We start from the raw sequence: 3,401 nt of genomic DNA on the forward strand, positions 1-3,401 counted from the left end.
TTGGTTGCGGGGGCAGGATTTGAACCTGCGACCTTCAGGTTATGAGCCTGACGAGCTACCGGGCTGCTCCACCCCGCGGTGTCTGTGAAGAGAGAGGTTTGAGGATGCGCTCTGCAGGTCTGGCGGCGACCTACTCTCCCACGTCTTGAGACGCAGTACCATCGGCGCGACGGGTCTTAACTTCCGAGTTCGGGATGGGATCGGGTGTTTACCTCGCGCTTTGACCACCAGACCGGCGGAGCGCATCGAGCCACGAGCGTCTTTCGGGAAGAGGGGAGGGGCCGGATTTCGTCCGGCTTCCGGATCGGATCAAGCCGATCGAGCGATTAGTACCGGTCAACTGAACGCGTCGCCGCGCTTGCATCTCCGGCCTATCGACGTGGTGGTCTTCCACGGCTCTCATGCGAGACCTTGTTTTGAGGGGGGCTTCCCGCTTAGATGCCTTCAGCGGTTATCCTGTCCGGACATAGCTACCCTGCACTGCGGCTGGCGCCACAACAGGTCCACCAGTGGTCCGTCCACCCCGGTCCTCTCGTACTAGGGGCAGCTCCTCTCAAGTCTCGAACACCCACGGCAGATAGGGACCGAACTGTCTCACGACGTTCTAAACCCAGCTCACGTACCACTTTAATCGGCGAACAGCCGAACCCTTGGGACCTGCTCCAGCCCCAGGATGTGATGAGCCGACATCGAGGTGCCAAACGATGCCGTCGATATGGACTCTTGGGCATCATCAGCCTGTTATCCCCGGCGTACCTTTTATCCGTTGAGCGATGGCCCTTCCACATGGGACCACCGGATCACTATGGCCGACTTTCGTCTCTGCTCGACTTGTCAGTCTCGCAGTCAGGCGGGCTTCTGCCATTGCACTCGACGAGCGATTTCCGACCGCTCTGAGCCCACCATCGCGCGCCTCCGTTACTTTTTGGGAGGCGACCGCCCCAGTCAAACTACCCGCCACAGAGGGTCCCGGATCCGGATGACGGACCGCGGTTAGACATCAAGCGAATGAAGGGTGGTATCTCACTGGCGGCTCCACGGGAACTGGCGTCCCCGCTTCCAAGCCTCCCACCTATTCTGCACATCACGCGCCTGATGCCAGTCTGAAGCTGTAGTAAAGGTGCACGGGGTCTTTCCGTCTGACCGCGGGAACCCCGCATCTTCACGGGGAGTTCAATTTCGCTGAGTCTGCGTTGGAGACAGCGGGGAAGTCGTTACGCCATTCGTGCAGGTCGGAACTTACCCGACAAGGAATTTCGCTACCTTAGGACCGTTATAGTTACGGCCGCCGTTTACCGGGGCTTCATTTCGGAGCTTGCACCCCTCCATTTAACCTTCCGGCACCGGGCAGGCGTCAGACCCTATACGTCGCCTTGCGGCTTCGCAGAGCCCTGTGTTTTTAGTAAACAGTCGCCACCCCCTGGTCTGTGCCCCTCCCCCCTGGTTGCCCAGGAAGGAGGCCTCCTTCTCGCGAACTTACGGAGGCATTTTGCCGAGTTCCTTCAACGCAGTTCTCTCAAGCGCCTTGGTATTCTCTACCAGTCCACCTGTGTCGGTTTCGGGTACGGTCTGATGGAGGGCTATTTCCAGGAACCTCATGGCTGCCAGACCAATCCGATAAGGCCTGACAACGTCCGAGATCCGTCACATCCTCCTGGCCCAGGAATATTGACCTGGTTCCCATCGACTACGCCTTTCGGCCTCGCCTTAGGGGCCGGCTCACCCTGCTCAGATTAGCTTTAAGCAGGAACCCTTGGACTTTCGGCGGGAGTGTCTCTCACACTCCTTATCGCTACTCATGTCAGCATTCTCACTTCCATGCGCTCCAGGATAGGTCGCCCACACCCTTCGCCGCACATGGAACGCTCCGCTACCGCTCGTCCCGAAGGACGAACCCAAAGCTTCGGCTCGTGGCTTGAGCCCCGTTACATCTTCGCCGCAAGACAGCTTGACTAGACCAGTGAGCTGTTACGCTTTCTTTAAAGGATGGCTGCTTCTAAGCCAACCTCCTGGTTGTTTTGGCCGTCTCACATGCTTTCCCACTTAGCCACGAATTGGGGGCCTTAGCTGTTGGTCAGGGCTGTTTCCCTTTCCACGACGGACCTTAGCACCCGCCGTGTGTCTGCCGCATAGCGCTCCTCGGTATTCGGAGTTTGGTTAGGCTCAGTAAGTCTGTGGGACCCCATCACCCATCCAGTGCTCTACCCCCGAGGGCGTTCATGCGACGCTCTACCTAAATAGATTTCGCGGAGAACCAGCTATCTCCGAGTTTGATTGGCCTTTCACCCCTAGGCACAAGTCATCCCGATCCTTTTCAACGGATGTGGGTTCGGCCCTCCAGTGCGTGTTACCGCACCTTCAGCCTGCTCATGCCTAGATCACTCGGTTTCGGGTCTGATCCGCCGAACTGAACGCCCTGTTCAGACTCGCTTTCGCTGCGCCTACGCCTATCGGCTTAAGCTTGCTCGGCAGACCAAGTCGCTGACCCATTATACAAAAGGTACGCAGTCAGGCGCGAGGCCCTCCTGCTGTTTGTAGGCGTCCGGTTTCAGGATCTGTTTCACTCCCCTCGTCGGGGTGCTTTTCACCTTTCCCTCACGGTACTGGTTCGCTATCGGTCGACAAGGAGTACTTAGGCTTGGAGGGTGGTCCCCCCATTTTCAGACAGGATTTCACGTGTCCCGCCCTACTCTGACGGCGGTTCTCTTTACGGCTACGGGGCTGTCACCCGCTCTGGCCAAGCTTTCCAGCTTGTTCGCCTTCTTTGAACCGCACGGCCTGGTCCGCGTTCGCTCGCCGCTACTGACGGAGTCTCTATTGATGTCCTTTCCTCCGGGTACTTAGATGTTTCAGTTCCCCGGGTTCGCTCTTTGAAGCCTATGTATTCAGCCTCAAAGTACCTGCTTCGCTCGCCCATTGGCCGCTGGAAGCGGTCAATGGCCGAACGTCAGGTGGGTTGCCCCATTCGGAGATCCCGGGATCAAAGGGTGCTCTCGCCTCCCCCGGGCTTATCGCAGAGTGCCACGTCCTTCATCGCCTCTTGTCGCCAAGGCATCCACCAAACGCCCTTTTCGCGCTTGATCCGATCCGGAAGTCGAACGACGCCCTTTTGCGCGGGCCTCTCGCAAGGCCCTGCGTCGCCGCCCCTCCGGTCGATGTCCTCATTCCCGATCCCCCGCAACGGCCGTCGGCCAGGGCAGGGGACCCGGTCAGTGTTTTCTGACTTGGAAAGACCGCCTTCTCGGCCGCGCCCCAGAAGGGCCCGCCCGGAAGGCGTTCTCGTGTTTCTCTCTCTTCACGATGTCAAACCTCGAAGGCGATCCGCCTTCAAAAGGTCCTAACGAATGTCCGACGAGACCCCAGCCTGGTGGAGGCTGTCGGGATCGAACCGACGACCTCCT

Annotated in this window: 1 tRNA gene and 2 rRNA genes; all 3 read right to left on the reverse strand. The window is 58.9% G+C overall.

Features of this window, described 5'->3' with window-relative positions:
- Position 1: 1 nt before the first annotated feature.
- The 3 genes from BMW67_RS15185 to BMW67_RS15195 all read right to left on the reverse strand — a co-directional run bounded on the left by BMW67_RS15185 (position 2) and on the right by BMW67_RS15195 (position 3,083).
- A tRNA-Met gene (locus BMW67_RS15185) sits at positions 2–78 on the reverse strand.
- A 39-nt stretch (positions 79–117) separates the two neighbouring features.
- Positions 118–232: ribosomal RNA gene (gene rrf / locus BMW67_RS15190) — 5S ribosomal RNA — on the reverse strand.
- A gap of 73 nt (positions 233–305) precedes the next feature.
- Positions 306–3,083 (reverse strand): 23S ribosomal RNA (locus tag BMW67_RS15195).
- Between the last annotated feature and the right edge of the window lie 318 nt (positions 3,084–3,401).

This window comes from Oceanicella actignis (genome assembly GCF_900111545.1).
In the GTDB taxonomy this organism is placed as follows: Bacteria; Pseudomonadota; Alphaproteobacteria; order Rhodobacterales; family Rhodobacteraceae; genus Oceanicella; species Oceanicella actignis.